Genomic DNA, 26,696 nt, shown 5'->3' with positions numbered 1-26,696 from the left:
TTATCTATGTATAGCGGGGTAAGGAGGAATTTTACATGAAACAAACATTATATAAGCCGAGTAGGCATTGGAAAGATATAGAGCTATGGAAAGATGTAACTGAAGAGCAGTGGAATGATTGGCTCTGGCAGTTAACGAATACAATTCGTACATTAGAGGATTTAAAAAAGGTAATCAATTTAACTCCAGACGAAGAAGAAGGGGTTCGAATCTCTACAAAAACCATTCCCTTAAATATAACACCTTATTATGCTTCGCTCATGAACCCTGATGACCCACGGTGCCCGATTAGGATGCAGTCTGTCCCGATTTCTAAAGAAATTCATAAAACAAAATATGATCTTGAAGATCCGTTATATGAAGATGAAGATTCACCCGTTCCGGGCTTAACGCACCGTTATCCAGACCGGGTTCTGTTTCTCGTTACCAATCAATGTTCGATGTATTGCCGGTACTGTACAAGGAGACGGTTTTCTGGCCAAATTGGTATGGGTGTACCCAAAAAACAGCTTGACGCCGCAATAGGATATATTCGTCAAACGCCACAGGTTCGTGATGTGTTACTATCTGGCGGTGATGGTTTGCTCATCAATGATAACATCCTTGAGTATATTTTAAAAAACCTTCGTGAAATCGACCATGTCGAAATTATTCGAATCGGAACAAGGGCACCTGTTGTATTTCCGCAGCGAATTACCGAAAACCTCTGTAATATATTAAAAAAATATCATCCGATTTGGTTAAATACTCATTTTAATACATCAATTGAAATTACCTCAGAATCAAAAAAGGCTTGTGAAATGCTGGCCAATTCAGGGGTGCCAGTCGGAAATCAATCGGTCATCCTTGCCGGTATCAACGACAGTGTGCCGATTATGAAAAAGCTTATGCACGATCTCGTGAAAATCCGTGTTCGTCCTTACTACATCTACCAATGTGATCTTTCTGAAGGGATTGGTCATTTCCGGGCACCTGTCTCGAAAGGGCTGGAAATCATTGAGGGATTGCGTGGTCACACCAGTGGATATGCTGTACCAACTTTTGTGTTAGATGGCCCGGGCGGCGGAGGGAAAATCGCGCTTCAGCCGAATTACTTACTTTCACAAAGTCCAGAAAAAGTTGTTCTTCGTAATTTTGAAGGAGTGATTACTTCTTATCCAGAACCAGAGAATTATCAAGCTGGAACTGCAGAGGGGTACTTTAAAGAGGTTTATCCAGATATGGAGGAAAAACGCTCCAGTATTGGCATTGCTGGAATTATGAATGATCAGCATTTCAATCTAGTTCCTGAGGGCTTAACCAGATTAAATCGCCGGAAAGAATATATTCAGGACCCCAATCATGCCTCACTTAAAGATAAACGAACCAAGCGCGACGAGTTGAAGGAGAAGAAATTCCAGGCACAACAGAACAAACCGTCCACTAGTAAAAATGATTCAGATGCAAATTCAGCAACCAATGAATAGAGGGATGAATATGGGGATAATTTGTGAATGGTGCGGCAATCCGGGTGAAAATGGCGAAAATAGTGTCTATTGGGAGCTCCCTGATGGTACAAGAGCGATTCAGATTACAGAAACCCCTGCAGTGGTTTGCGATACATGTAAGATGGTATATCAGACAGATGAAATCACAAAAGAAATTGAAGATCAGTTATTTTTAGTAGATACGAAGAAAATTGGGAAAAGTCTCAGCTATAAAGAATTAATGGCAATGCCAAGGCTGTTGAAAAGAAACTATTTTGATTTTACATCTTAAAAAGGAACCCCCCTATCGCATTCAAGCTGATAGGGGGTTCTTTTATTAAGTCGCAGCATTATTTCTTGCCCGGAGAAATTTAACTAGGTTTAAGACAATCGTTTTCATTACGGCGTAAAATGGGATGGCTAACACCATTCCAAGAACGCCAGCTAAATTACCAGCAGCGAGCAAAATAATGATAATCGTCGCAGGATGTGTGTCCAAGCTTTTTCCAAGAATCAGTGGTGATAATACATTTCCTTCGACCTGCTGGGCAATGAGGATCACAACCACTACTAACAATGCTTTTGTAGGGGAATCGAATAAAGCAACGATGACGGCAGGTGCTCCCCCAATGATAGGACCAACATAAGGAATAATGTTGGTAAAAGCAACGACTAAGGCCATGACGAGTGCAAAGGGTAAATCAATGATTAGATAACCGATAAACGCCAGTGTTCCTACCGCTAAGGCAACAATCACTTGGCCCTGAATGTAGGAAGAAAGAGTATCACCGGTTTCTTTTAAAATCGAAAGACCTTCCTCCCTATATGCCGATGGGAAAAATTTAGAAAGCGACGTAGGAAATCTGTGTCCATCTTTAAACATATAAAATAATAAAAATGGAACGGTAACGAGTACAATGGCAATATTGGTGACTACACCAAGAATATTGGTTATCCCACCAGTAATCGTGTTTGGCAAAGTATTAGCAAATTCAATCAGTCTTTTTTGTACATTCTCAAGAATATCTTTTTGTTCGTCCATAATCCATTTAAATTCCGAGGATTTGGCAATCGAATCGAAGAATTTCATCGTTTTATCCGCGTAAACTGGTAGTTCGTTTGCGAGTGCCGAAAATTGTTTCGTAATCGCAGGGACTAAATTTCCAATCGCAAATACACATAGTGCTATAAACACGACATAAATAATGATAATCGATAAGAGCCTAGGTACCTTACGTCGTTGAAGAAAATCAACAACAGGGTTAAGTAAAAAATACAAAAACCCAGTAATCAAAATCGGGAAAAAGATCGTTGAAAAAAAGATTCCGATGGGCTCAAATAAAAATGAAATTTTCGTTGAGACCCAAATGATGGTAAAGATTAATAGAATCTGTATTAACCAGTATTGAAATTTTTTCTTTGACAATGTATGTACCTCTATTTCTAAATATATTTGGTAAAATTATATCAATTTTATGTAATTTATACCAATCATTCTTACGTACGGTTTTCAAGTAAGCCTATAGACGTAGAATCATACATCCGTTATAGTACAAATAGAAAATCCCTACAATGGAAGGAACGGCGCTGAGTATGATTAAATCATTTTATCACTTCTTACTGAAGTACAGGCATCCGGAACCCAAGGATGCTATTAGTGTGTTCGCGAATGATGCCTTTTTAGACCATAGCTTCCCAAAAACATCCGAAAATTACCATGAAATCAGTACCTATCTAGAATTTAATGGTCATTATTTAGAGTCGATGACTATTTTTGATGAAGCCTGGGAGCTATATCTGCTTTCAGAAAGTTAATTGAAATTTAATAAATTCATTAAATCGCCTTAAGCAAAAAAGGCGATTTTTCTTTTCCGTCAATGTGAGCGATACATAAATCAGTGCATATACTATTGTAATCAAATTTCACGACTCATCATTGAGAGGATGGAGGATATGAATAGAAGGAATATACCGAAGTATAAAGTCGGTGATACGGTCGTGATTACGATGTATGGTACAGTAGGTAAGATAACAGATGTTAAGCTTCTAGATGGAAATTATGTATATGAAGTGAATAAAAGTGATGGTCTTTTTGTAGAATCAGGACTTCAACTCCTTTCTGAATATGAAGGGGAAGTCGTGGAGCAAGAACATATAGATATCGAATACAAATACTTTTTCGGAGACTTAGTTCAGGTCGCTGGATATGGCGCAGATTTGTTTAAGATTGTCGGGTTTCGAACTGAAATTTGGCGCTATAAAGAAGATGCGTGGGAAGATGTTATCTATGAACTTTCAAGGATTAGTGATGGGGAATGGCTGGAAGCGGGCGAAGAGGAAATGACACTCGTAGCTGATGCAGAGAGTGCGGACACGTTTATCCAAAAGTTGGGACTTCTTTACTTAGTTAATAACGAAGAAAAACAGCAGGTCGCTGTTTCGAAAACACAGAACCTGGTTAGAAAAGCAGAACTAGACGCAATCGAACGGAAAAAGGAAAAGAAACAACTAATCGATAATTTACTCGATATCTATAATGATTACAAAATATTATTCACCATGTTCCACGATCAGGAGTATTTTCAAGTGATGCGTGTCATTCTAAGGAAATTGAAAAGTGTGGTCAATGAAGATGGTAAAAGCCATGTCTAGCTACTACCACCTGGATACTGTCCATAATAAATAAGTCACAAAAGGAATCCCGCCCCATTTAATTAGCAAGAACAGGCTGTCCGTAATCTTCTCAATTGTAGTGATGATTACCCCATCCTCTTGATTTACGTCATCTAATAGGGCTTCAAATTTCGCTTGTAGACTTGACATACGATCACCTCTCGTTCTTTTACTTCATCCTATGCTTGTCCATTGAAAAAAAGACATATTTTCTCTTTTATTTTGCTCACTATGTTTAACCTGTAGAATATTTACCGATTCTTCTAGAAGTAAATAGCATGAATGAGCAGAATGCATCATACATTCTGTAAAAAGGGGGCGATGCTGTGAGAGAAATTGAAGTATTTATTGATACGGAAGAGATTGCTGAATTTTTCTTTCATGAGCTGGTAAAAAGAGGATACGTTCCTACGGAAGAAGAGCTAGAAGAAATAGCTGACATTACCTTCGAGTATCTCATCGAGAAAAGTATTATCGACGAAGAAGTAGAAGATGAATAGGTAAAATATCCCAATGCTTATTTCATCTTTAAAATAGGAAGTAACGAAAGACGAGCATGTGATTCTGCTCGCTTTTTGTTGTGAAAATTTTTTTGATATTTTCCGTGGATTGCAAATAATCCTACTTTACAACAGCAAATTGATAGTGTCATTCAAAGATTATCCTAAAATTCGACAAAAAAACCTGTTTTTTTAAGAAGGATTCTACAATGTTCATCTCTAATTATTAAAGTAATAACTTATTTTAATGATTGGAGGGGATAAGATGATCAAAGCGATAACCAAGCGAGGTAGTATTCAATATGATGTGACAATCTTTCAAACTCCAAAGTACAGAGAATACAAAGGATACAAACCCGTTTATCGTACTTTTATTGATGCTGGGAGCCATGAAAGTTGTTTAGCGAATACATTTAGCCTTTTTAATGTGACCGATCGAATACCAGTGAATTATCAGGGAAGATTTCTTTCTACAGGGGATATTATTTTAATTGATGAGGGTCGCGGCGGCCAGCATTATTATCAATTAAAGCCTGGTGGCTGGCAGCCTATTAATCGAATTCAAATTAGATAAAGGAAAACCTAAGGAGCAAATCCTTAGGTTTTTTGTGGTATTAGCCCCTTTTTTTCCTTCCTCCAACAGCACTAAACTCTTTATCATGTGCAGCCTGTTCGGCTTCGATTGCTTCCGGGGGAACATGATTATTTTTCTTTGGCCGATTGGTTTGGGCACGATGCTTTTTTCCCATAATTTTTTGAACCTCCTTTGGATAATCTAAAAATAGCTTCCCACAAATTAATAAATTCATGACCTTTTCGCTGAAAGGTTTTTCAATCGAAAACGATTGTGATATATTGACTAGTGTGGAGTACATAACTTCACTTTAATTGATTGGAGGATTTTAGATGAGCGTACATATTGGTGCAAAGGAAAATGATATTGCAGAAACGGTATTACTACCTGGGGATCCACTTAGGGCTAAATATATTGCAGAAACTTTTTTAGAAGATGCAAAATGTTATAACGAAGTAAGAAATATGTTAGGTTTTACAGGTACCTATAAAGGCAAGAGAATATCCGTCCAAGGAACTGGAATGGGTGTTCCATCTATCTCGATTTATGTGAATGAATTAATGAACAGCTATAATGTTCAAAATTTAATTCGTGTCGGCACATGTGGAGCTATTCAAAAGGATGTAAAAGTTCGCGATGTTATTTTAGCTATGACAAGTTCAACAGATTCCAACATGAATCGTCAAACCTTTGGCGGGGTTGATTTTGCTCCATGTGCTAACTTTGATTTACTAAAAAAAGCCTATGACGCTGGCATTGAAAAGGGTCTAAATTTAAAGGTTGGGAACATCTTTACAGCCGACTCCTTTTATAATGACAATGCTGAACTAGAAAAATGGGCAAAGTATCAGATTCTTGCCATCGAAATGGAGACTACCGCTTTATATACACTAGCAGCTAAATTTAACCGCCGGGCACTATCCGTTTTGACAGTTAGTGATCATATTTTAACAGGTGAAGAAACAACTGCTGAAGAAAGACAAATAACGTTTAACGATATGATTGAAGTGGCGTTGGACGCAGCAATAAAAGAATAATTTGGATGAACCTCTTTCCTATGTGAAAGAGGTTTTCTATTTGACGTTTTTGGGAAAAATAGATATAGTGCAAAAAGGAAGAGGAAGGATAGATAGGTGAGAATAATGGTTTGGAAAAATTTAGTATTGATTGGTTCAATGACCATATTAGTTAGTGGTTGCAGTCAAATAAATTCACTAATAAATAAGTTACCATTCGATGATTCTAGTAAAAAGAATCAACAGATCGGGGGAAATAAAACCCCTATAAACGACCCACTTAGTTTAGAATCCATTTTTTTTAATGATATCAAAGAAGTAGATGGTAAAAATGTGATCCAAAATTCTGCTAATATACTCGCGTTGGTAAACAAAGAGTTTTTTTTGCCGGAAGAATATATTCCCAAGGACCTTGTTCGACCAAATGTTGACTTCTCCTTTGGTGAAGTGGATGTTGAAAAGAGTTTATTGAGAAAGGAAGCAGCTGATGCGCTAGAGAAAATGTTCTCTGAAGGTGCTGCTAACGGAATTGAACTTTATGCTATCTCGGGTTACCGCTCTTTTAGTCGACAAAAGTCTTTATTTGATGCCGAAATTCAACGAGTAGGACAAGAAGAAGCTGAGCAAGCTGTTGCGATTCCAGGTGCGAGTGAGCATCAATCCGGATTAGCGATGGATATATCAAGTCGATCGAATAAATTTTATTTAAATGAAGCTTTTGAGAATACAGCAGAAGGTATATGGCTTAAAAAAAACGCCCATCGCTTTGGCTTTATTCTACGATATCCAAAAGAGAAAATAGACATTACCGATTATATGTACGAGCCTTGGCATTTCCGTTATGTGGGAGTAAAAGCTGCAACAATCATGTACGAGCATAACTGGACACTTGAAGAATATTTTAACGAAGTAAAGAAAATGTAAATCGTTAGTTACCGGCACGCCTGCCAATGGATGTGCCGCTTTTATTTTATTGTTAATTTATTAGAAAAGATGTTATTCTAATCACTAAGGGCATATTTTACATATTATTTTTTGAACAATGAAAGTGGTGAAGATGAAGGCTATGGATGAACAAAATGTTGAACAAGAACAGCTTGAACAAGAACATGAAACGGATAAAAAATCTGGGTATATACAAATTAAGAAGTTTCATTTTATTTTGATTTTGTTTTTCCTTGTATTACTCTCTACAGGAATAACAGGGTTTGCCCTATCATTTGGTGATGAAAAAGTCATTACCGTGGGTACTGATAGGAAAGAATTTGATAAACTTTATACTGCCTATGATACGCTTAAAAATGAATATTTTGAGGAGCTTGATCAGAAAAAACTTATCAATGGGGCTATTGACGGCATGGTAAAAGCCCTTGATGATCCATATACAGATTATATGAGTCTAGAAGAAGCAGCACAATTCCATAGCTCCATTGATTCATCTTTCCAAGGAATTGGCGCTGAAATTCAAGAAAAAGACGGACATATTATGATTGTTTCTCCCATTAAAGGCTCACCTGCTGAAAAAGCTGGCTTGAAACCGAATGATATCATTGCGATGGTAGATGGAAAAAGTCTCCAGGGAATGACCTCAACGGAAGCAGTAGCCATTATTCGCGGTAAAAAAGGAACAAAGGTAGAATTGACCATCCACCGATCTGGAACGGATGCTCCAGTTGTAGTCCCAATTATCCGTGATAATATTCCGATTGAAACGGTTTATGGAGAGATGGCTGGCGAGGGTATCGCTAAGGTCCAAATTACAAGTTTCTCTAAGAATACACCAAAGGAACTTACAGAAAAGTTAAATGAACTTCAGAAACAGGGAATGAAAGGGTTAGTATTGGATTTACGCCATAATCCAGGTGGTTTACTAGATGAGGCCATTAGTATTTCCAGTTTGTTTGTTCCAAAAGGGAAACTGATTTTAAAAGTAGAAGACAGGAATGGAAAAACAAAGGAATATCCTTCACTAAATGATGGTAATCCCGATTTCCCATTGGTCGTGTTAATTGATAAAGGTAGTGCAAGTGCTTCGGAAATTCTTGCTGGCGCAGTAAGTGAATCTGCAGGAGTTAAGCTTGTAGGTGAGACTTCCTTTGGTAAAGGTACAGTCCAAACTGCCAAGGATTTCCCGGATAAATCAAATATTAAATTTACAACAGCTAAATGGCTGACACCAAATGGAAATTGGATTCATAAAAAAGGAATTAAGCCAGATTTTGAAGTACCGCTTCCTGACTATGCAACATTACCGATGATTAATCCAGATAAAGAACTAAAGATCTCAAGCTCATCCACCGAGGTTGAAATAGCACAGAAAATGTTAAAAGCCATTGGGTATGACCCGGGTCGTGTAGATGGATTCTTTGATGAAAAAACACAAGAAGTGGTTAGTAGTTTCCAAACAGCCAATAATCTACCTGCTGACGGAGTGTTAAAGGGAGAATCTACAATTAAATTAATGGAAAAAATTAGAGAGTTGATGGAAACGAATGATACACAGCTACAAAAAGCAATTGAAGTTTTAAGCGAACAAATGAAATAAAATAAGAATGAAGCCTGAAACCTCGTGGTTCAGGCTTCTTTTTACACGTGATGAAGCAAGGAAAGAGGTAGAAAAAATGGTCAATACAGAAGTTTATATTTTATCTGGATTTTTAGGAAGTGGAAAAACAACTCTCTTGAAACGTTTACTCGAAAATGAGCGGGTAGCAGGCAGAAAAACAGCGGTGATGATGAATGAGCTAGGAAAGGTTTCGATTGATTCTGAAGTCGCTCGTGAAGAGGATGTGGCGTTAAAGGAACTTTTAGGCGGCTGTATTTGCTGTTCCCTCCAGGACAAACTTGAGGCACAACTGCAAGGTTTATTGCTCAATGAAAAACCAGAGGTTATTTATATTGAAACCACTGGTGCAGCGCATCCTGTTGAAGTTCTAGATGCTATCCTGTCTCCATTATTTGCTGATCAATTTACAATCAAAGGAATTGTAACAACCGTGGATGGGTTAAGATGGAGGGATAGAAAGGCGCTAAGCCCACAGCTGCAGCAATTATTGCTTGAGCAGGTTAGACACGCCGATTTTATTCTCATTAATAAAATGGAGGAGCTTTCAGAATCCGAACAGTCGCAAATCATCTTTGAACTACAAGGAATCAATCCTAAGGCTCGCTGTTTGCTAACAAATTATTCCCAGGTGTCCATCGCCGAATTGAGAAAGTTAACCTTGTCATTTGCAAAACAGACCAGCCCGGATTTTACGAAACAAGCTCTTAATCTAACTACTTTTGTCTATCAATTCAATGGTCCAATTAGCCATTCAGGGTTTGAGGACTTCTTAAAGGAATTGCCGGAGACCATTTACCGGGTTAAAGGCTATATAAAATTTGATTATTCGCCCAAGCCTTATCTCTTCCAATACTCTTATGGAATGCCCTTTTATTTGAAGGAAGAGATGAATTTACCCTTGAATCTAGTGTTTATTGGCGAAAGGTTAAAATGGTCAGAGATAGCGGAAAAACTTAAAAACCTTGAGCTGGAATTCAAAAATTAAAAACAAAATGAATGAACATTTCATCTTCAGGTAACTCTTTTAATGTAGTTATTTTACATGATAAAGGGGGATAAGATGAAGAAGAAAGCAGTTTTCAACATGATTATTCTTTTCCTCCTATTTGGCCACGAAATTCAAGCTGCAACCAACATTAGTTACAAAATTGAAATGTTGCCTTGGGAAGAAATCAATAATGTGTTGCCGAAGTATTCAAAGTTTACGGTTCTGGACATTGAAACCGGAATGCGGTTTAAAGTTCAAAGACGCGCGGGAAGTCATCATGCCGATGTACAGCCTCTAACCACTAAAGATACGAACATTATGAAAAAAATCTACAGTGGAAAATGGAGCTGGAAACGCCGGGCGATTGTTGTAATTAATAAGGACCAATGGATTGCCGGCTCAATGCACGGTATGCCCCATGGGGGAGGTGCATTAAAAAATAATTTTCCTGGGCATTTTTGTATCCATTTTTATGGAAGTACCACTCATCGCACAAATGCCATGGACCTTTCCCACATGCTAATGATTTTTAAGGCTGCTGGAAAGCTAGAGGAATACTTGAGCATGGCATCACCCTATGAGACAGTAGAAGCGTATATTGCCGCTTTCAAGCAGCAGGATGCCTTTATTTCATCATTAATCTCGGTGCAAAAGCAGAACTGGAAACCGATTTTAAAAAAAGTGGAAAATGTTAGAATTACCCGGATGCCGATTTTACCTGCTGAAGATTTAACGCAGGAAATAAGTATCGAGGTGCCAATTGAAATTGATTGGTTTATTAAAGATAGAGGACGTCAAAGCTATCGGGGGAAAATCCAATTAATCCGTTTTTCAACCATGGATGCTTGGAAGATAGACTCTGATTTGTTTTTAAAAGAAAATGACCTGAAATAAAGAAAAAACACCTTGATGGCAAGGTGTTTTTCTCATGTCTGTTCGCCAAATTTAATAAAGGTCCTTTCATCTTCAATTAAGCCGCAGGCACCGCATTGAATCCGATAATCAGGACCATTATAGGGAATATGATAGGGCTCTAAATCATTTTCACTGTATTCTCTAACCACTTCACCAGATTGTGGGTCAAGTTTTACCGATTGGGAAACTTGCTGAATAACATTAAACCGGCTCCGATTTGTTTTGCAATTAGGGCATTTATATGGGGTTGTCATGAGTTACTCCTTTCTTGGTATTGTTAAAATCTATTTTTTGCAATAATATTGGAAAGTATGTAAGATTGCAATTGAGGAGGAATAAACATGAAAAAGTTTCTATATGTAAGTTTATCGATTTTCTTCGTATTGGTCATCAGTGCCTGCAATAGTAATAGCAAGGACCATGGCGCTAAGAGTGACGAATTACCAGAGTTTGTGGATGTGGAATTGACCATAAGTCCTGAAAAGGGACAGGTGAATGCACCGATTATTTTTGAAGCGAAAATTACTCAGGGGAACGAGAATGTTGAGGATGCTGATAAGGTAACCTTTGAAATTTGGCGCGCCAAAGATGAAAAACACGAAAAAATTGAAGTTAAACATGCTAAAGACGGGGTTTATCGGTTAGAAAAAACATTTCAGCAAGAAGGAACGTATTACATTATTTCACACGTAACGGCTCGAGACATGCATAATATGCCTAAAAAGGAATTCATTGTCGGAAATGCGAGTGAGCCTGAAGATCCAAAAGATGCAAAAGATTCAATGGAAATGGATATGGAAGGACATTAACAAAGACAGCACTAGCATGCTGTCTTTTAAATTTCAGAAACATCGATTTGCGAATATTGGATGTCATGTGATTTTATTAATTTAATTTCAAGTATCCCATCTTTATATTTAGCAGATGACCCCTTCCTTTTTACCATAGCTGGAAGCGTAATCGAATGCTTTTGATCTTTCTCCGGAATATTTTCAATCATCAACTGATTGGCAGTATGATAAATCTGAAGATTCTCTAGCGTTGCCTCATCTTTAATCGGTATTCTCACAAACACAGAATCATGCGATTCAAAAGTGGTTGAGTGAAGTGTAGGTGACTGCTGAAAGGTTTGGGAACGATTCTGATTCACCATCTCTTGAGGATTCAGCGGAGCACTTCCGGAATGACTCGACATTATATTTCCCATTACGCCTTTAATAAATTGATCGATTTCGTCTGGCTTCATATGCTGCAGCTTATTCTTCATATCCTTATTAAAAGGAAACAAATTCCACGGGAACATCATTCTCCCACCTTTTTTGCTAACCCTCATGCGGGCATTGATACCATATACTATGCCATAAAAGTTATATGCGTTATAAATAAACATTTACATTTGCAAATATGTCCAAGCCTAGGAAACATATAGTAAAGAAAAAATAATTGAGGGGTAATGGCTTGTGAGAAAAAAGACGGCGTTAATTACTGGGGGAGCTACTGGTTTAGGAAAAAAAACCGCTTATCAGCTTGCAAAAAATGGTTATCAGCTAGCGATTAACTATCGAAACAGTAAACAAGAAGCGATTCTTCTATCTAAGGAGCTTGAAGAAAAATACGGGAATAAAATCATTTGTATTCAAGGAGATGTAGGCAATCAGCTTGATTGTTCCCACCTCGTTGAAAATGTCATTTCTAAATTTTCTACTATTGATGTTGTTATTCATAATGCGGGACCGTATATCCATGAAAGGAAAAAATTGACCGATTATTCTTCAGATGAGTGGAATTACTTAATCAATGGAAATTTAAATGCTGTTTTTTATTTATCGAGAGCCATTATTCCGCTTATGCGAAAGCAACAGTGGGGGAGAATTATTACGATGGGTTTCGATAAAGTGGATCATACACCTGGATGGGTGTTTCGATCTGCATATGCTGCCGCGAAAACAGGGCTTGCTTCACTGACAAGAACCATTGCGATCGAAGAAGCAGCCAATGGAATTACCGCGAATATGGTTTGCCCAGGAGATATCGTTGCTGATTGGAAGGAAAAGGGGATCGAAGAAGCCGTCAAAAGTGAAACCGTGCCAATAGGAAGAGTAGGTACGGGGGAGGATATCTCAAGAGTTATTTCCTTCCTTATTGATGAGAAATCTGATTTTATTACTGGGAGTATCATCCCTGTAACTGGTGGAATGGACGTTCTCGGTAAAGCGTATTCTCATACTTGGGTGCCCAAAAATAATTAGTCTTAGTGTTTCATTTTTGAAAGATTCGGTTTTCGGGAATGAATTGTGTTCCTTTTGTGGATAATAGATGTAGCACATCTATGAAAGGAGCAAAGAATATGAGTTTTAACATGAACCGAATTAACCCAAACCAAACTCAAGTATTTTTTCATGATGGTCGTTTTGAAACATTAACGAATGAGGAACTAAATGAATTTTTGCTCCATATGGGTATTAGTGAGGTTAATACGGGAATCGAACCGGATATTACGGATTAATAAAATATCTTTTAAAATAAAAAAGCAATCGGCTTTTAGCCGGTTGCTTTTATGCTTCTAACAGGTGGGAAGGTTCTTCTTGTGGAGCACCGTTTCTCATCAAATAGAAGGTGTATTGATCTTTTGGTATTTCATATAAATCATACACATCACCAGCAGCATTCAACTGCTCATAAAGTGATTTTCTTGTTTCATTTGCTTTCACTACATAAGGGAGTTTTTCTGCAGCCTTAATAGACCTGATATTCACTTTACGAATCCTCATAAAGATCGTTTCAATTCCCATATTGTAAAAAACTTCTTGAAAAAAAGCGTCTTTTGCAGGACTGTTGTAGCCTTTTCCATGATAGGGCTTGCCAAGCCAAGTTCCTAAAAATCCAGCTTGATCTTCAATATCAAAAAGATTAATGGTGCCAATTGGGTTACCCCATTCATCAAGAATCGTCCGTGAAATACATTCACCGCGTTCTTCAGCTTCAATTGTCTGTTTTGTCATAAATATGAATTCTTCATAAGAAGCGCATTTTTGACGCACAAAAGGAAAGACATCTGGATGCGACATTAATTCAAATAATACATGGCTGTCATGAAGATCTCGTTTCTTAAGCATTGAATTTCCCTCCATTGGGTAATCCGATCCCATGTCTAAAGAAGCGGCCCACCCTCGAAATTTTTTATTCAGATAAACTAAAAAATTTCGGGGTGGGAATCGAACCCACTAGAACCAGGTATTACTGGTGGCGCACCATTTGCCTTCCCTATATCATTTTTTTTGTTGATGAAAATAAATGTGAATTACCCCCTAGATTTTTAGGCCATTTCGGTTTCACTTTAAGTATCATACTAGAAAAAATAAAAAAAATAAATAGGTTTTTTGTTAACTTTTTGTAATTATTTTTTAGCAAATTTCAACAAATTTCTACTATTCTGAGAAAACGATTTCACCGCCAATCATCGTCCATTTTGGTTTTGCCAAATAATGAAAAGGATGGTGACTCCATAGCACTAAATCCGCCTCTTTTCCGCTTACAATACTTCCGATACGTTGATCTAACCTTAGGTTCCTTGCTGGTAAAATTGTGATTCCTTCTAATGCTTTTTGTTCTGACAGACCCTCGCGAACGGTCAAGGCTGCACATATATTTAAATATTGAATCGGGGTATAGGGATGATCGGTTGTAATCGATACTTCGACACCGTTATTGGTGAGCTCTTGATACGTTTTCCACGTTTTATTTTTCAGTTCAATTTTGGATCTTCGGGTTAAAGTCGGACCAACCGATACTTTTAAATTCATACCTGCTAATTCGTTTGCAATTAAATGTCCTTCCGTACAATGTTCAATTCTTAAATCTAGGTTAAATTCCTCCGCTAGTCGTAATGCTGTGATGATATCGTCAGCACGGTGAGCATGTATTCTAACAGGAATTTCTCTCTTTAACGCCATCACAAGTGGAGCAATTCTAAGATCCTCGGGGTTATCTGTATGAAAGGCATTAAAAAATGCCTCCCGTAGCATTCCCATGATCCCCATTCTGGTAATCGAGTCATTATTCCCCTGACTGTGAATTCTTTTCGGATTTTCACCCAATGCAATCTTCAAACCGGAAATTTCTTGGACAATCATTTTTTTAACGTTTTTCCCCGTTGTTTTAAGAACGGACGTAGTACCTCCAATGACATTCGCACTGCCAGGCATGACATGTGCGGTAGTAATACCACTTTTTATCGCATCGGAAAAAGCTGGATCTAATGGGTAAACACCGTCAATTGCTCGTATATGTGGAGTCATGGCTTCTGCCGTCTCATTGGCATCATTGCCAGCCCAGCCCGTTCCTTCATCATAGAGGCCAAGGTGGGTGTGGACATCTATGAATCCAGGTAGAAGATAGTATTGATGGCAGTCAATGATTTTGGTAGCCGATTCAGGTTGAAGATTTTTTCCAACAGTTATTATTTTCCCATTTTCAATTAAGACATCTCCGTTTAGAATGGGTTCAGATGTAATCGGATAAACGATTGCGTTCTTTAAAAGTATTTTCATGCAAAATAACCTTTCTACACAGTTGTAATAGTATTTTTATTATTTTATCAACTACGACGGATGATGTGATAGCGGAAATAAGTAATTTTCAAAAAATGATGAAACCTTTTAAAGTAAAGAGCGTACATATTAGGGAAAGATAGAAAAAAAATTTTCCGTTGGGGGAATTAAAAAATGATAAAAAGTGAAGAAAGAGCACTTGCGGCGATTCTCTATGTTGTTAGTCTTTTTTTCCCAATTATTGGTCCACTAGTTATTTGGTTACTCAAGAAGGATGAGTCATCATTTATCAATCATCATGGCAAAGAATATTTTAACTTTTTCATTTCCTACACAGTTTATTCAATCATCAGCGGGATATTAGTAATCCTCCTCGTTGGTATATTCCTGTTATGGATTTTGGGGATTATGGCGTTAGTGTTTACCATCATTGCAGCTGTTAAAGCATATGAAGGATCTGAATATCATTTCCCATTGATATTCAGGATAATTAAATAAGATATCACCCATTCAACCCAGCAAAAAAAATTTTTTGCTGGGTTTTGAACGTTTTTATAGTTCAAACGTCATATTAATAAATGACGAATAAACAAGGGGGAAATAACATGGAATTTTTAGAAGGACTTAACTGGGGACTGCTTGCACCATTATTTATTATTCAACTCATTTTATTAATTGTTTCACTTGTCGATTTATCCAGAATTGAAAAAACCAATGGTCCAAAGCTGCTTTGGGTGTTTATTATTATTTTTGTGAATATTCTTGGACCGATTCTTTATTTTGTTATCGGAAGGAGAAATAATTAATGTCACTTATCCAAATTCAAGGATTAAAAAAGAGTTTCCAAGGCAATGAAGTCATAAAGGGACTGGACTTTAAGCTGGAAAAGGGCAAGTGTATTGCCCTTTTAGGTCCTAATGGTGCTGGGAAGACAACAACACTTCGAATGCTGTCAGGACTAATGAAACCAACCAAAGGGACGATCACCTTTAGTGATGCGAAAAAGGATGGGGATATTCGTCACTTGATTGGCTACTTGCCACAATTTCCTGTTTTTTATGACTGGATGTCAGGATTGGAATTCCTTCAATATGTCGGGGAACTTGCTGGACTACCAACGAAGGAAGCAAAGGCGCGTTCTCTAGAACTTTTAGAACTTGTTGGCATTAGTGATGCGAAGAACCGTAGAGTCGGTAAATACTCTGGAGGAATGAAACAAAGGCTCGGAATTGCACAGGCCATTATTCATCGTCCACAGCTCGTTATGCTCGATGAACCCGTGTCCGCATTAGATCCTTTTGGCAGAAGGGAAGTACTTGAACTTCTCGAGGGTCTGAAAAAGGAGACAACGATTCTGTTTTCCACCCATATTTTAAATGATGCAGAAGAAGTTTGTGATGAAATTCTTTTTTTACATAAGGGTGAAATCGTTGAATCCGGAACCATGGAGGACTTGCGTCAGCGGCACCAACAAGCAAAGATTGACTTGATTTTCCGAAAGAAAACCGATGAGATGGAGGGCAAACTTAAAAATCATTCCTTAACCCACTCGATAATGGTGGATGGAAATAGAATTAGTGTGTTTGTTAAAGATGTAGAGCTGGCCAGGAGAGAATTTTTAAAGTTGATTGCCGATTCTGACTGGCAACTCGATAAATTTGAAATCAGTAGTATGACACTAGAAGATGTATTTATGAAGGTGGTGGGGAAATGAGCCAGTGGCTGACGCTATTTAAAAAAGAGGTTCTCGAAATGTGGAGGAATTTTAAATGGATCTGGGTTCCAATCACCTTTATATTATTAGGGGTATCCGAGCCATTAACGAGTTACTATATGAAGGATATTCTCGATTCATTGGGTGGACTGCCTGAAGGTGCGGTCATTGATATCCCGCTGCCAACTGCAGGTGTTGTGTTAGCTTCAGGGCTTAGCCAATACTCGACTATTGGGGTGTTAATCATTGTCCTTGGAACGATGGGGGTCATTGCTGGTGAAAGAAAAAGTGGTGTCGCAGCCATGATTTTAGTCAAACCGGTTTCCTATTTTTCTTATGTCACATCGAAATGGGCGGGAGCTCTCTTGTTAGTCTGGGTATCATTATTTATCGGGTATCTATCAACCTGGTATTATACGGGACAATTATTTGATTGGGTTCCAATCGGTGAATTTTTCCAAACATACGTTTTATATGGTTTGTGGCTTACAGTGGTTTTAACAGTAACGGTATTCTTTAGTGCATCGCTATTGGCCCCAGGAATGGCGGGATTTATATCGTTGGCACTTACCCTAATAGTAAGTATTATTAGCGGAGTACTTTCTCATTTATTAGAATGGAGTCCATCGCAGCTAACAAGTTATGCAAGTGTGCTACTTACAGCAGGGGAACTTCCTGATGCGACACTACCAGCAAGTTTACTGGCCATCTTCATCATTGCTGTCCTTCTATGGGTAAGTGTAGTTATTTTTAAGAAAAAAGAGCTTGCCTCTTAATATGTAAGTCTAGAGGTCATTTAGGTGGCTTCTTTTTTTCTATTAGTAAAACTCCTATCATTTTTTTTGCCCATATTTAATAGAATTAAAAATAAGAGGGCAGATAAGGAGTTTTCAAAATGAAAATAGATCAATTTTACCGTGGTACGGCTAATTTAAATTTAAATGGAAGCATTGCCGCACTCGTTCCTGCTATCGTGATTGCAGTAGGGAATCTATATTACTTTCAAAACAAACAAATGATGTTATTGACGATACCTTTTATTGTATACAGCTTTATTAGCTTTCAAATCTATCTTTTTAGGATGAAACAATCGATGGCGATCGGACGTAATATGTTGCAATCAGAAAGCTATTATCAAAATATATTTGAAGCCAGACACCTTGTAGTTGTTTTTATGAATCATCAAAAATCTAGCCTGCAACTATTCTTTCCGGATGGTCACCAAGCAGGTTTAATAAAGAAATACCGGCAAAAGGGGTTTCTTCTATTCAAGAAACCAAGAATTTATGCGCTTTTTAATCGTCAAAATCAGGCCGTTGGTTTTTTTAAAATAAATCACGTAAAGATTGAGGTATATGATCAAAATAAGAGATATTTAGGCTGTTTTAAGAAAGAAAATGGATCGTGGTTGAAAAAAAAGAAAGAAATCATCGATGAATCAGGTCGTTATATTGGATCTGTTGAAGGATCAACAACCTTTATGGACGAGCGTGTATTGAATCAGTCTAATCAGCAGGTCGTTCGCCTTAGACGAGGATGGATGCCTATGGAGTGGAGCGGTCGATTTCCCGAGGCGAATACTCCAGTCCTTTCACTCTCGGAAAGCTTATCACAAAAGGACAAGCTGCTCCGGATGTCATTTTTGATAAATGAATATTTTATCGAGAGGTAACGAAAGTGTCATTCTCGTTTCTATTTTGATAGAATAAATTATAAAAATTGCAATCTACCTCGGAGGTTTGTGCAGTGCGAATTGATATGATTAAAGGCCATGGTTCAGGAAATGATTTTCTCATAATTGATGAAATTACCAATGCTTATTCTTTTTCAGAAGGTGAAAGGGCAGCGCTTGCCCGGTTGTTATGTGACCGTAGTTCAGATTTAGGGGCTGATGGAATCCTCTTTATTATGAAAAGTGAGCATACTGACGGAAGAATGAGGGTATTTAATACCGATGGTTCAGAGGCTTCGATGTGTGGCAATGGGCTGCGGCTAGTTGCTAGGTATGTCTGTGAAATGCTGGGGTTTAAAGAAGCTATCATTGAGACGATGAAGGCGGATTTAAAGGTGAGTCAACAACAGGATATCTATCCCAAGGTGACAACCTACCAAGTGGAAATCTCACCAGTTTCCTTTCGGTTGGCGGATTTGCCATTGAATCTAAATGCAGACAACTTACTCAATAAAAAAATTCCAGAGCTTTCAGATACGTTAACGTTTTCAGCGCTAGCGGTTCCCAATCCCCATTTAATTTCCATTGTGGAGCTAGAGCACTTGAAGTCAGAACTACAAAAACAGCTTAGTGAGAAAGTTAATCAACCTAACGAATTGTTCCCTGACGGTGTAAACGTCAGCTTTGTTAAATCCTTGAGTCCTGGCAGTATTTATGTAAATACTTTTGAACGGGGTGTAGGCTTCACAAATGCTTGTGGAACAGCCATGTCAGCCTCTTCATTGGTAACGTGCCTGCAGGGGTTAAACAACGTGGAAGAGAGAATAAACGTTTATAATAATGGTGGTAAAGTTCAGTGTGTAGTTCATAAAAATGAAGGAAATTTCGTTATTGATTTGATTGGAAATGCTACGTACTTATTCAGGGCAGAAGTGGATGTTGATCTAGCAAGCGAAAACTTCACGGTGCATTCGAAAGAAGCATTTACCGAACAAGATATTTACGAAAAATTACAGATAGAAGCGCATGCATATCTGCGAGGTGCTGGATTGTAAAAATTAGTGGAGATTGGGTATAGTATCGGGGCAATTGCTGGTCTATAGTGACCGAAAAATAGGAGTGGGGTAGTGTTACGGTCACTATAAGTGTTCTATAGTGACCGTAAATGGATTGGGATGCTATTACGGTCACTATAAGAGGTCCATAGTGACCGAAAATGGAATTGGGATGCTATTACGGTCACTATAAGGGGTCTATAGTGACCGAAAAAGATTTTGGAGTAGGGATGCGGTCACTCAAGTTGCCCCACCCTTATTTTTTTGCCTTTAACACGTCCAGGACTGGTGCGAAATCCTGTAGTGATTTTGTTTGAAAGTAATTTTTAAAGGGATCGCCCTGATTGCGGATGCGATTTAGTGCATTTTCCATATTAAAGTGAACCGGATTCAGTTTATCGCTGACCTCTTCCCAATACAATGGTGTGGCTACGCCGGCATGTTCATTTCCCCGCATGGAATAAGGTGCCACGATTGTTTTCCCTTCACTTTGCTGTACATAATCCACGTAGAGCCGGCTGCCGCGATTTTTTTTCATTCGTTCGATTGTAAATGAATCAGGATCTTTAGAAATTAAATAGTCCGCAATGAAGCTTGTGAACAGACGTGTATCATCAAAGGAAAATACGTCCTCTGGCAGAGGCAAGTAGATCTGTAATCCCTTATTTCCAGAAGTCTTTACAAACCCAATTAGATTTAATTGATCAAGGACTTCTTTAATGATTAATGCTGCTTTAACTGCCAAGTGAAATTCATCCTTGGATGGAGGATCTAGATCAATCACAATTTCACTCGCACCCTGACTGTGAATAGTTTGAAACGGAAGATGGTATTCAATAGCTAATTGATTTCCAAGCCAAATCAGGGTTTTTAGATTGTTACAAACGATATAGTCAATTCCTTCATCGCGATATGTCTGGACAAAATCTGGTGCATAATCTGGACAATTTTTTTGATAGAATGGCTCACCAAACATACCGTGTGGGTAGCGAATAACCGTTAAAATCCGGTTTTCTAAAAATGGCAGCATATAGGCAGATATTTCCCTTAAGTACAAAATAAAATCCACCTTTTGGATAGGATGATTCTTCCATAACGGTTTATCGGGGTGGGTAATTTCCAAATCCGCTGGTAAATTTTTTTGATTAAAAATAAATTGTTGATATGTACATTCATCCGGCTTACGATCAAAGCGGAAACGGTGAAAATGAGGTTCGCGCAGTTGATTTTCGTAAAGTTCTAAATATTTTACTTCTAAACAAATAGCGGGTTCAACATAGATGAATTGACTATCCTCATTTACCATATTCTGTTTAATCATACTTTGAAGTGCTTGCTTTTCATCCGGTTTAAAACCAAACAGCACCTGTCCAATTCCGTGAATTTGTCCTTCTTTATTGACTCCCAAATAAAAGTACCCATTCGCCTTTTCATAGGCTGTAATAAAGCAGCTGACATATTTCCAGTTTTTATATTTTAACCATTGTAAGGAGCGCTTTCCTTCCTCCCAAAGGCTGTTTTTATGTTTGGCGATAATCCCTTCGCCATCATGTAGAACGATATTGTCCCATAATAAGGTAAAATCCCGATTTGCTTCTACGAGTTGTAGTAATTTTTCACTATATGGATCTGTTTCTATTGGTAAACCAAGCTTCATAAAAAGGTTACGTAATTCATCTTTACGTTGATCAAACTTTTTAGAATATAGTGGTTTGCCTCCCATTTCAAGAAGATCAAAAACCATTAGCCGGCAAGGGGATTTAGCAGCTTGTTCGGCAATTTTCTTAGCTGCTTTTAGCCTGCCACGAACCTGGATTGCAGAGAAGTTAGCTTTGTATGGATTTTCAAGCAGAACCAGCTCTCCATCAAGCCGAAGGGGGAGAAAAGGTCGGAAATGTTCTGCTAAGGACTCAAGAAATTCCTTGATTTCAGGGAATTGTGGCAGCAATGGTTTATCATTCCGACTCGTTAACGTTATCCCATCATCATTCCAATTTAAAATCGCTCGAAAACCATCGTATTTAACCTCGTACAGCCAATCAGGATTTGGTGTGAGATCAAAGGTAAGCGTTGGCAGCATCGGTTTCATTGTTTTTTTCCTTTCTTTTTCTATAGGTTGTCCGTTACCAAATGTTTTTAGGAATGTAATTGAAAAAGAAAGCAAAAATAATAACAAAAGGTTGTTTTCTTAGTGATTGTCGTTAAAATGCCTAACAAAAAGATTGGAGAATGACGCGATGCATACGATGTGGAAAGGCAGTATTAGTTTTGGTTTGGTCAATATCCCGATAAAGCTACATACTGCGACAGAAGATAAAGACGTAAAACTTAGGACTTTGCACAATAAATGCCATGCACCAATTAAATATGAAAAGATATGTACAGCCTGTGAAGAGGAAGTAAAGCCGGAAGATATCGTCAAGGCATATGAATATACAAAAGGGAAATTTGTCGTCCTAGATCAAGAGGACCTTGAAAAGCTCCGGAAGGAAAATGAAGAAAAGGCCGTTGAAATCATTGATTTTGTCAAAATCGAAGAAATTGACCCGATTTATTTTGGCCGCAGTTATTATATGTCACCAAACGAAGGCGGCAGTAAAGCATATTCTTTGCTGCGAAAGGCTCTCCAAGAATCACAAAAGGTTGGAATCGCAAAAATTATTATTCGATCAAAAGAACAAATGGCTGTCATTCGTGTATACGAAAATACTTTAGTAATGGAAACGATTCATTACCCGGATGAAGTTCGTCATGCCGGCGACGTTCCAAATGTTCCCGCAGACGATAAGGTAACAGAGAAGGAATTAGTTACAGCGATCATGTTGATTGATCAGTTAACAACTGAATTTGAGCCTGAAAAATATACGGATGAATATCGAACTGCATTATTAGAGTTAATCGAATCTAAACGGTCAGGACAAGAAACAGTAACACCGGCTGCAAAAGAGACTGCTTCAAATGTTACTGATTTAATGGCTGCCCTACAGGCTTCAATTGATCGGACGAAACCAAGAAAAGGAACAATGATTAAAAAAGAAACAGCTGCCAAAAAACCTGCAGCACCAAGGAAAAAGGCTGTATCAAAAATCAAAAAAGAAGCGTAAGTTGAAAAACCGATTCTTGAGTCGGTTTTTTTTGAGCATTTAGCTTTAAGGGAACACTCTGAAAGAGAAATGATTTGAGGTGAATTCTATTGAAGTTTTTTCCAGAGAGATTTTGAAAAAAATTAATAACTATTTATTTATAGTGGCTTGCTAGTATGCTATACTATAAATTTAATTGACTTTTAGAAAAATAAAGGTTATAATAAGGTTACGCTTTTAAGTTCGTGTATATATTTATTTGGTTTAAGTAGTCGTAACTGCACGAAATGTGGGTGATGTCTATTACCCGTAGTGCATTGCGGCTTTTTGATTGTTTAAATGGTTATTAACTAAAAGTGAACAAATCTTTGGAGGTACTACTCATGAACAACGGTAAAGTAAAATGGTTTAACGCAGAAAAAGGATTTGGATTTATTGAAGCTGACGGCGGTCAAGACGTATTCGTACACTTCTCTGCTATTCAAACAGAAGGCTTTAAAACTTTAGAAGAAGGTCAATCAGTTTCTTTCGAAATCGTTGAAGGCGCTCGTGGACCACAAGCTTCTAACGTAAAAGCTGTTTAATTCACTCAAAAATAAAAAGGTGGTGCAATGATAAGGCATCACCTTTTTATCTTTATAAAAGATGATTTTTTTACCTTTCATCTTAATCAAAGTGTCAAGAACCAGTATTGCAAAAAATACAAGGGGTGATCTTTTTGGCGTTTGGTAGAAGAAATGATGAAGAAGTTAAGCTTGAAGAAACTAAGATTTGGAAATGTAATTCAGATAGCTGTAAATGCTGGATTCGTGATAATTTTAAGAGCACTGAAGTGCCCCTCTGTCCAATATGTAAAAGTGAAATGAGTCTTACCACAAAAGAATTAGCGGTAATTCATAATCATAGTAAAAACTTCATGTAATAATCAAGAAAAAGCAGGGGGGAATTCCTCTGCTTTTTCTTATGGTTCGATGTTTTCCTTACAATAATTAAAAACTAGGAGTTCCTCATCTTCTTCAAGTTCAAAATCTAAAATCTTGTCAGACCCTCTTTCATAAAGATGATAATTGGATGTTCTTGGGCCGTTTTCATCGACTACATAAAGCACCCTTATTCCTAACCCTTTATCACTATAGAGTTCATCGTCTTCCTCGACCTCAATTTCAAGAAAAAATTCATAGCGATCACCGCTTAATAATCCAAATGGATCTACAAGTTTTTCAACTGTATGACCTGTAATATTCAAAAAAATCATCCTCTGCAAATTAGTATCCTTTATATTATATACATATTTCGCGGGCAACTAAAATTAAATAGGTTCTAAAACGCAAGATAGGTTATAAAAAGATACTATATGACTCCATTCGACCATAAATTGTTATCAAAATATGGATGACTATTATGAAATAAATGTGAATTATTTCAAATTTAATAGTTATTTAATAACTATCCAGTAAAATTGACTTATAAGAGGTAGAGGAAAAAATATACGGAGGACTACCTGCAAATCATGTGAAAATATTCACATTCGTGGAGGGATACATATGTCAAAGAATATATTGGCAAATAAGATGCAGCGTCGGACCTTTTTGAAATGGTCTGGGGCAATAGGTGTTCCGGTTATCGCTGGCGGTGTTGGAACCAAATTATTGATAGACAAGCAAAAGGAAGAGAAAGTCGCCAGTGCAAGCGAGTGGGATAAGGTTGTTTCCACCTGTAGTGTTAACAACTGTGGAGGTCGCTGTGTTATTAAGGCATATGTAAAAGACGGTGTTGTCGTTCGAGTAGCGACGGATACACAGGAAAGTGGCGATCCATCCATTCCACCACTTAGAGCATGTGTGCGCGGCAGGAATTATCGAAATCTTCTCTATCATCCAGATCGCCTTAAATATCCAATGAAACGTGTGGGAAAACGTGGTGAAGGGAAATTTGAAAGAATCTCATGGGATGAGGCTGTTGAAACAATCGCTTCTGAAGTGAAACGAATCGGTGACCAATATGGACCTGAATCAAGATATGATAACTATTCATCGGGTCAATGCTGGGGGCTGCATGGCGGCAGCACAGCTGTAAGGAAATTATTATCCGTCACGGGTGGTTTCTTAAACTTCCGAAATGATTACAGTTCAGGAGCCGGAAATGTAGCGACTCCTTATACTTATGGAACGAATAATTCTGGCAGCAGTTTCGATTCATTACTGCATTCAAAATACATTATTTTGTGGGGCCAGAATCCTTCTGAAATGATTTTCTCCACCCCGTACCGCGAATATTTAATGCAGGCAAAAAGAAATGGTGCAAAAATAGTGGTCATTGATCCTAGATATACAGATACGGCCATTTCCTATGCAGATGAATGGATACCCATTAAGCCAACCACAGATAATGCGTTGATGGATGCAATGGGTTATGTAATCGTAAGTGAAAAACTACATGATCAAGCGTTTCTAGACAAGTACTGTGTAGGTTTTGATGGCGATCATATGCCTGAAGGTGTGGGAAAGGAAGAATCCTTGAAAAGTTATTTATTAGGCGAAAAAGATGGAGTGGCAAAAACACCTGAATGGGCAGAGAAAATTTGCGGAGTACCAGCAGATAAGATTCGTGAAATCGCAAGAAACTATGCTACCATCAAACCTGCTGCTTTAATACAAGGCTGGGCCGCCCAACGCCAGGCCTATGGTGAGCAATTCATGCGTGGTGGTGCACAATTGGCATGCTTGACCGGAAATGTTGGAAAGTTAGGCGGCTGGGCTGCCGGGACAGGGTACTGGAATCGTTCGAATATTGTTTATCCTATATCCTATGATAACCCGGTAAAAGCTTCAATCCCTTGTTTCCTCTGGACAAAAGCAGTTGAACAAGGTACGGAAATGACTGCAGCAGATGGGCTGCAAGGGACAGATAAGTTATCAACGAATATAAAACTTATTTTTAATATGGCTGGAAATATGCTAATTAATCAGCATGCTGATATTAATAAAACCAAACAGCTTTTGGAAGATGAGAGTAAGGTAGAATTTATTGTCGTTAGCGATCTCTTTATGACTCCGAGTGCGAAATATGCAGATATCATCCTTCCTGGAACAACGTTTTTAGAGCGTTATGACATCGGTGTTCCATGGTGTTTTGGTGATTACGTCGTATTTGGTGATAAAACCATTGACCCTCTATACGAATGCAGAGATGAATATGATGTATTTGCAGAAGTTGCAGAAAAACTGGGTGTTAAGGAGCAATATACGGAGGGCAGAACCATTCTCGATTTGGTAAAAGAAAGCGTGGAGAGAACACGTAAAGAACTGGATCCAACCTTCCCAACCCTTGAGGAATTCCGAGAAAAAGGCGTTCACCATTTTAAATATGATGAACCATTAGTTGGCTTTAAGCCGCAAATCGATGATCTCGAGAATAACCCATTTGAGACACCTTCTGGCAAAATTGAATTATTTTCAAAGACGCTTTGGGATATGAATCAGCATGACGAGATACCAGCGATTGCAAAATATATTTCTTCGTGGGAAGGTCCGGAAGACCCATTAATAGAGAAGTATCCATTGCAGCTTATCAGCTGGCATTATAAGCGCAGATGTCACTCTACCTATGATAATATGCCTTGGCTCGAGGAAGCAGCCAGACAAGAGATGTGGTTGAATCCAAAAGATGCGGAAAAACGTGGAATTAAAGATGGAGATAGAGTTCAAGTATTTAATGACCGAGGCAGTTTAGTAATTGATGTGAAAGTAACGACACGTATCACTCCTGGAGTAGCAGGTATTCCTCAGGGTGGCTGGTATACTCCTGACAAGTCTGGTATTGATCAAAGGGGAGCGGTAAACGTGTTAACGTCACAACGGCCGACTCCGCTGGCAAAATCAAATCCACAATTAACAAATCTTGTTGAAGTGAAAAAAGCGTAGG

Annotated in this window: 33 protein-coding genes; 24 read left to right on the top strand and 9 right to left on the bottom strand. The window is 38.0% G+C overall.

What is annotated here, in order from left to right:
* Window positions 1-35 precede the first annotated feature (35 nt).
* Both ablA and BLR86_RS00510 read left to right on the top strand, forming a co-directional pair.
* Window positions 36-1,466, top strand: a complete 1,431-nt coding sequence (ablA, locus tag BLR86_RS00515) for a lysine 2,3-aminomutase (protein ID WP_090757706.1) — start codon at window positions 36-38, stop codon at window positions 1,464-1,466.
* 10 nt (window positions 1,467-1,476) lie between these two features.
* Complete coding sequence (locus BLR86_RS00510) at window positions 1,477-1,758, top strand: YokU family protein (RefSeq protein WP_090757705.1); 282 nt, start codon at window positions 1,477-1,479, stop codon at window positions 1,756-1,758.
* Window positions 1,759-1,803: 45 nt separating this feature from the next.
* Here BLR86_RS00510 and BLR86_RS00505 read toward each other — a convergent pair whose 3' ends face one another.
* Window positions 1,804-2,892: an AI-2E family transporter gene (locus BLR86_RS00505; RefSeq protein ID WP_090757704.1), complete on the bottom strand. Its 1,089-nt coding sequence runs from the start codon at window positions 2,890-2,892 to the stop codon at window positions 1,804-1,806.
* A 170-nt stretch (window positions 2,893-3,062) separates the two neighbouring features.
* Between BLR86_RS00505 and BLR86_RS00500 the strand changes: the two genes are divergently transcribed.
* Window positions 3,063-3,281: a YozE family protein gene (locus BLR86_RS00500; RefSeq protein WP_254782209.1), complete on the top strand. Its 219-nt coding sequence runs from the start codon at window positions 3,063-3,065 to the stop codon at window positions 3,279-3,281.
* A 129-nt stretch (window positions 3,282-3,410) separates the two neighbouring features.
* Window positions 3,411-4,118: a hypothetical protein gene (locus tag BLR86_RS00495; protein WP_090757703.1), complete on the top strand. Its 708-nt coding sequence runs from the start codon at window positions 3,411-3,413 to the stop codon at window positions 4,116-4,118.
* 3 nt (window positions 4,119-4,121) lie between these two features.
* On the opposite strand, the gene BLR86_RS25865 is transcribed toward BLR86_RS00495, so the two are convergent.
* On the bottom strand, window positions 4,122-4,289 hold the full coding sequence (locus BLR86_RS25865) for a hypothetical protein (RefSeq protein ID WP_175492745.1): 168 nt from the start codon (window positions 4,287-4,289) through the stop codon (window positions 4,122-4,124).
* 176 nt (window positions 4,290-4,465) lie between these two features.
* On the opposite strand from BLR86_RS25865, the gene BLR86_RS00490 reads away from it, so the two are divergent.
* Window positions 4,466-4,639: a YozD family protein gene (locus BLR86_RS00490; protein ID WP_081954691.1), complete on the top strand. Its 174-nt coding sequence runs from the start codon at window positions 4,466-4,468 to the stop codon at window positions 4,637-4,639.
* A gap of 265 nt (window positions 4,640-4,904) precedes the next feature.
* Window positions 4,905-5,213: a hypothetical protein gene (locus tag BLR86_RS00485; protein ID WP_090757702.1), complete on the top strand. Its 309-nt coding sequence runs from the start codon at window positions 4,905-4,907 to the stop codon at window positions 5,211-5,213.
* Between the two features lie 40 nt (window positions 5,214-5,253).
* Here BLR86_RS00485 and BLR86_RS26350 read toward each other — a convergent pair whose 3' ends face one another.
* Entirely contained in the window at window positions 5,254-5,448 is a 195-nt protein-coding gene (locus tag BLR86_RS26350) for a hypothetical protein (RefSeq protein ID WP_217642356.1), read from the bottom strand.
* A 97-nt stretch (window positions 5,449-5,545) separates the two neighbouring features.
* On the opposite strand from BLR86_RS26350, the gene deoD reads away from it, so the two are divergent.
* The 5 genes from deoD to BLR86_RS00455 all read left to right on the top strand — a co-directional run bounded on the left by deoD (window position 5,546) and on the right by BLR86_RS00455 (window position 10,677).
* On the top strand, window positions 5,546-6,250 hold the full coding sequence (gene deoD / locus BLR86_RS00475; RefSeq protein ID WP_090757700.1) for a purine-nucleoside phosphorylase: 705 nt from the start codon (window positions 5,546-5,548) through the stop codon (window positions 6,248-6,250).
* Window positions 6,251-6,355: 105 nt separating this feature from the next.
* Window positions 6,356-7,153: a M15 family metallopeptidase gene (locus BLR86_RS00470; protein WP_175492744.1), complete on the top strand. Its 798-nt coding sequence runs from the start codon at window positions 6,356-6,358 to the stop codon at window positions 7,151-7,153.
* Window positions 7,154-7,271: 118 nt separating this feature from the next.
* The gene (locus BLR86_RS00465; protein WP_254782187.1) at window positions 7,272-8,774 is read left to right on the top strand and encodes a lmo1851 family serine protease; all 1,503 of its coding nucleotides are present in this window, start codon (window positions 7,272-7,274) and stop codon (window positions 8,772-8,774) included.
* Window positions 8,775-8,850: 76 nt separating this feature from the next.
* The gene (locus BLR86_RS00460) at window positions 8,851-9,780 is read left to right on the top strand and encodes a CobW family GTP-binding protein (RefSeq protein ID WP_090757698.1); all 930 of its coding nucleotides are present in this window, start codon (window positions 8,851-8,853) and stop codon (window positions 9,778-9,780) included.
* Between the two features lie 75 nt (window positions 9,781-9,855).
* Window positions 9,856-10,677, top strand: coding sequence for a hypothetical protein (locus tag BLR86_RS00455; RefSeq protein WP_090757697.1), 822 nt, complete (start codon window positions 9,856-9,858; stop codon window positions 10,675-10,677).
* 32 nt (window positions 10,678-10,709) lie between these two features.
* On the opposite strand, the gene BLR86_RS00450 is transcribed toward BLR86_RS00455, so the two are convergent.
* On the bottom strand, window positions 10,710-10,952 hold the full coding sequence (locus tag BLR86_RS00450) for a DNA alkylation repair protein (protein ID WP_090757696.1): 243 nt from the start codon (window positions 10,950-10,952) through the stop codon (window positions 10,710-10,712).
* A gap of 87 nt (window positions 10,953-11,039) precedes the next feature.
* Here BLR86_RS00450 and BLR86_RS00445 point away from each other — a divergent pair, with 87 nt between their 5' ends.
* Entirely contained in the window at window positions 11,040-11,507 is a 468-nt protein-coding gene (locus BLR86_RS00445) for a FixH family protein (protein ID WP_090757695.1), read from the top strand.
* Window positions 11,508-11,533: 26 nt separating this feature from the next.
* On the opposite strand, the gene BLR86_RS00440 is transcribed toward BLR86_RS00445, so the two are convergent.
* The gene (locus tag BLR86_RS00440; RefSeq protein WP_254782186.1) at window positions 11,534-11,965 is read right to left on the bottom strand and encodes an Hsp20/alpha crystallin family protein; all 432 of its coding nucleotides are present in this window, start codon (window positions 11,963-11,965) and stop codon (window positions 11,534-11,536) included.
* A 193-nt stretch (window positions 11,966-12,158) separates the two neighbouring features.
* Here BLR86_RS00440 and BLR86_RS00435 point away from each other — a divergent pair, with 193 nt between their 5' ends.
* Window positions 12,159-12,947: an SDR family oxidoreductase gene (locus tag BLR86_RS00435; protein ID WP_090757693.1), complete on the top strand. Its 789-nt coding sequence runs from the start codon at window positions 12,159-12,161 to the stop codon at window positions 12,945-12,947.
* 98 nt (window positions 12,948-13,045) lie between these two features.
* Window positions 13,046-13,204, top strand: a complete 159-nt coding sequence (locus tag BLR86_RS25860) for a hypothetical protein (RefSeq protein WP_175492743.1) — start codon at window positions 13,046-13,048, stop codon at window positions 13,202-13,204.
* A gap of 49 nt (window positions 13,205-13,253) precedes the next feature.
* Here the strand turns inward: BLR86_RS25860 and BLR86_RS00430 are convergent, their stop codons facing one another.
* Entirely contained in the window at window positions 13,254-13,814 is a 561-nt protein-coding gene (locus BLR86_RS00430; RefSeq protein WP_090757692.1) for a GNAT family N-acetyltransferase, read from the bottom strand.
* A gap of 312 nt (window positions 13,815-14,126) precedes the next feature.
* Complete coding sequence (locus BLR86_RS00425) at window positions 14,127-15,248, bottom strand: amidohydrolase (RefSeq protein WP_090757691.1); 1,122 nt, start codon at window positions 15,246-15,248, stop codon at window positions 14,127-14,129.
* 174 nt (window positions 15,249-15,422) lie between these two features.
* Here BLR86_RS00425 and BLR86_RS00420 point away from each other — a divergent pair, with 174 nt between their 5' ends.
* From BLR86_RS00420 to dapF, 6 genes are all read left to right on the top strand, one after another.
* Window positions 15,423-15,746, top strand: coding sequence for a DUF4870 domain-containing protein (locus tag BLR86_RS00420; RefSeq protein ID WP_090757690.1), 324 nt, complete (start codon window positions 15,423-15,425; stop codon window positions 15,744-15,746).
* A 107-nt stretch (window positions 15,747-15,853) separates the two neighbouring features.
* Window positions 15,854-16,054, top strand: coding sequence for a PLD nuclease N-terminal domain-containing protein (locus tag BLR86_RS00415; RefSeq protein WP_090757689.1), 201 nt, complete (start codon window positions 15,854-15,856; stop codon window positions 16,052-16,054).
* Entirely contained in the window at window positions 16,054-16,962 is a 909-nt protein-coding gene (locus tag BLR86_RS00410) for an ABC transporter ATP-binding protein (RefSeq protein WP_090757688.1), read from the top strand. Before BLR86_RS00415 ends, BLR86_RS00410 begins: the two co-directional genes overlap by 1 nt.
* Entirely contained in the window at window positions 16,959-17,738 is a 780-nt protein-coding gene (locus BLR86_RS00405; protein WP_090757687.1) for an ABC transporter permease, read from the top strand. Before BLR86_RS00410 ends, BLR86_RS00405 begins: the two co-directional genes overlap by 4 nt.
* Window positions 17,739-17,857: 119 nt before the next feature.
* A complete protein-coding gene (locus BLR86_RS00400) occupies window positions 17,858-18,634 on the top strand; it encodes a hypothetical protein (RefSeq protein WP_090757686.1) in 777 nt (258 codons plus the stop codon).
* A 74-nt stretch (window positions 18,635-18,708) separates the two neighbouring features.
* Window positions 18,709-19,689: a diaminopimelate epimerase gene (gene dapF / locus BLR86_RS00395; RefSeq protein ID WP_090757685.1), complete on the top strand. Its 981-nt coding sequence runs from the start codon at window positions 18,709-18,711 to the stop codon at window positions 19,687-19,689.
* A 256-nt stretch (window positions 19,690-19,945) separates the two neighbouring features.
* Here dapF and BLR86_RS00390 read toward each other — a convergent pair whose 3' ends face one another.
* Complete coding sequence (locus tag BLR86_RS00390; RefSeq protein WP_090758207.1) at window positions 19,946-21,778, bottom strand: DNA ligase D; 1,833 nt, start codon at window positions 21,776-21,778, stop codon at window positions 19,946-19,948.
* A 148-nt stretch (window positions 21,779-21,926) separates the two neighbouring features.
* On the opposite strand from BLR86_RS00390, the gene BLR86_RS00385 reads away from it, so the two are divergent.
* The 3 genes from BLR86_RS00385 (at window position 21,927) to BLR86_RS00375 (ending at window position 23,694) form a co-directional block, all read left to right on the top strand.
* Window positions 21,927-22,793, top strand: coding sequence for a non-homologous end joining protein Ku (locus BLR86_RS00385; RefSeq protein ID WP_090757684.1), 867 nt, complete (start codon window positions 21,927-21,929; stop codon window positions 22,791-22,793).
* Between the two features lie 362 nt (window positions 22,794-23,155).
* The gene (locus BLR86_RS00380) at window positions 23,156-23,356 is read left to right on the top strand and encodes a cold-shock protein (protein WP_090757683.1); all 201 of its coding nucleotides are present in this window, start codon (window positions 23,156-23,158) and stop codon (window positions 23,354-23,356) included.
* A gap of 134 nt (window positions 23,357-23,490) precedes the next feature.
* Entirely contained in the window at window positions 23,491-23,694 is a 204-nt protein-coding gene (locus BLR86_RS00375) for a cold-shock protein (RefSeq protein ID WP_175492742.1), read from the top strand.
* Between the two features lie 39 nt (window positions 23,695-23,733).
* Here the strand turns inward: BLR86_RS00375 and BLR86_RS00370 are convergent, their stop codons facing one another.
* The gene (locus BLR86_RS00370) at window positions 23,734-24,027 is read right to left on the bottom strand and encodes a DUF6509 family protein (protein WP_090757682.1); all 294 of its coding nucleotides are present in this window, start codon (window positions 24,025-24,027) and stop codon (window positions 23,734-23,736) included.
* A 289-nt stretch (window positions 24,028-24,316) separates the two neighbouring features.
* Here BLR86_RS00370 and BLR86_RS00365 point away from each other — a divergent pair, with 289 nt between their 5' ends.
* Window positions 24,317-26,695, top strand: coding sequence for a DMSO/selenate family reductase complex A subunit (locus tag BLR86_RS00365; RefSeq protein WP_175492741.1), 2,379 nt, complete (start codon window positions 24,317-24,319; stop codon window positions 26,693-26,695).
* Window position 26,696: the final 1 nt, after the last annotated feature.

Origin of the sequence: Bacillus sp. OK048, from assembly GCF_900103525.1 — a bacterium.
Lineage (GTDB): Bacteria > Bacillota > Bacilli > Bacillales > Cytobacillaceae > Neobacillus.
Note: the sequence above shows the minus strand (reverse complement) of the source record. Positions and strands in the feature narration are given on the sequence as shown.

Coding starts and splice junctions, on each gene's coding strand:
- BLR86_RS00430 (WP_090757692.1), bottom strand. CDS start 13,814: ATGCTTAAGAAACGAGATCTTCATGACAGCCATGTATTATTTGAATTA.
- BLR86_RS00455 (WP_090757697.1), top strand. CDS start 9,856: ATGAAGAAGAAAGCAGTTTTCAACATGATTATTCTTTTCCTCCTATTT.
- BLR86_RS00470 (WP_175492744.1), top strand. CDS start 6,356: ATGGTTTGGAAAAATTTAGTATTGATTGGTTCAATGACCATATTAGTT.
- BLR86_RS00385 (WP_090757684.1), top strand. CDS start 21,927: ATGCATACGATGTGGAAAGGCAGTATTAGTTTTGGTTTGGTCAATATC.
- BLR86_RS00365 (WP_175492741.1), top strand. CDS start 24,317: ATGTCAAAGAATATATTGGCAAATAAGATGCAGCGTCGGACCTTTTTG.
- BLR86_RS00415 (WP_090757689.1), top strand. CDS start 15,854: ATGGAATTTTTAGAAGGACTTAACTGGGGACTGCTTGCACCATTATTT.
- BLR86_RS00440 (WP_254782186.1), bottom strand. CDS start 11,965: ATGAAGAATAAGCTGCAGCATATGAAGCCAGACGAAATCGATCAATTT.
- BLR86_RS00390 (WP_090758207.1), bottom strand. CDS start 21,778: ATGAAACCGATGCTGCCAACGCTTACCTTTGATCTCACACCAAATCCT.
- BLR86_RS00465 (WP_254782187.1), top strand. CDS start 7,272: ATGAAAGTGGTGAAGATGAAGGCTATGGATGAACAAAATGTTGAACAA.
- BLR86_RS25865 (WP_175492745.1), bottom strand. CDS start 4,289: ATGTCAAGTCTACAAGCGAAATTTGAAGCCCTATTAGATGACGTAAAT.
- BLR86_RS25860 (WP_175492743.1), top strand. CDS start 13,046: ATGAGTTTTAACATGAACCGAATTAACCCAAACCAAACTCAAGTATTT.
- deoD (WP_090757700.1), top strand. CDS start 5,546: ATGAGCGTACATATTGGTGCAAAGGAAAATGATATTGCAGAAACGGTA.
- BLR86_RS00380 (WP_090757683.1), top strand. CDS start 23,156: ATGAACAACGGTAAAGTAAAATGGTTTAACGCAGAAAAAGGATTTGGA.
- BLR86_RS00410 (WP_090757688.1), top strand. CDS start 16,054: ATGTCACTTATCCAAATTCAAGGATTAAAAAAGAGTTTCCAAGGCAAT.
- BLR86_RS00495 (WP_090757703.1), top strand. CDS start 3,411: ATGGAGGATATGAATAGAAGGAATATACCGAAGTATAAAGTCGGTGAT.
- BLR86_RS00445 (WP_090757695.1), top strand. CDS start 11,040: ATGAAAAAGTTTCTATATGTAAGTTTATCGATTTTCTTCGTATTGGTC.
- BLR86_RS00485 (WP_090757702.1), top strand. CDS start 4,905: ATGATCAAAGCGATAACCAAGCGAGGTAGTATTCAATATGATGTGACA.
- BLR86_RS00370 (WP_090757682.1), bottom strand. CDS start 24,027: ATGATTTTTTTGAATATTACAGGTCATACAGTTGAAAAACTTGTAGAT.
- BLR86_RS00405 (WP_090757687.1), top strand. CDS start 16,959: ATGAGCCAGTGGCTGACGCTATTTAAAAAAGAGGTTCTCGAAATGTGG.
- BLR86_RS00420 (WP_090757690.1), top strand. CDS start 15,423: ATGATAAAAAGTGAAGAAAGAGCACTTGCGGCGATTCTCTATGTTGTT.
- ablA (WP_090757706.1), top strand. CDS start 36: ATGAAACAAACATTATATAAGCCGAGTAGGCATTGGAAAGATATAGAG.
- BLR86_RS00510 (WP_090757705.1), top strand. CDS start 1,477: ATGGGGATAATTTGTGAATGGTGCGGCAATCCGGGTGAAAATGGCGAA.
- BLR86_RS00425 (WP_090757691.1), bottom strand. CDS start 15,248: ATGAAAATACTTTTAAAGAACGCAATCGTTTATCCGATTACATCTGAA.
- BLR86_RS00400 (WP_090757686.1), top strand. CDS start 17,858: ATGAAAATAGATCAATTTTACCGTGGTACGGCTAATTTAAATTTAAAT.
- BLR86_RS00450 (WP_090757696.1), bottom strand. CDS start 10,952: ATGACAACCCCATATAAATGCCCTAATTGCAAAACAAATCGGAGCCGG.
- BLR86_RS00460 (WP_090757698.1), top strand. CDS start 8,851: ATGGTCAATACAGAAGTTTATATTTTATCTGGATTTTTAGGAAGTGGA.
- BLR86_RS26350 (WP_217642356.1), bottom strand. CDS start 5,448: ATGAATTTATTAATTTGTGGGAAGCTATTTTTAGATTATCCAAAGGAG.